This window comes from Agaribacillus sp. DX54, assembly GCF_056858335.1.
Genome location: NZ_JBXEQE010000163.1, coordinates 1 through 286 on the forward strand (window position 1 = coordinate 1; position 286 = coordinate 286).

Annotated in this window: 1 protein-coding gene; it reads right to left on the reverse strand. The window is 53.8% G+C overall.

The genetic code is table 11. The features are described 5' to 3' along the window. Positions 1-286, reverse strand: a 286-nt coding sequence (locus AC04NP_RS30805; protein WP_482863975.1) for a transposase domain-containing protein, incomplete at both ends; no start/stop codon positions are given.

Genomic DNA, 286 nt, shown 5'->3' on the forward strand with positions numbered 1-286 from the left:
GCCTGGCTCATATTCAAGCTCTTCGGTGATTTCTTCGCCTATTTTCCTGAGCCCTGTCAAATCCCCTGCCGGCTCAATGATGATTTCAGTGCGGGGCAGATGGGCAGGTAAAGGCTGACGTACAGGCTTTTCTTTCCTTTGCGGCTTTTGACGAATGTAGCTTACCTGTTGGGGAGTGCCTACCGGTGGGAGTTCCTCCACTTGTAGCCCGAGGCTGAGTTGTTCAGCGGGCTGGCTGGGAACAAAGCGCTCGCTTTTGCTGCCAAACACCACCCGTTTAAGTTGC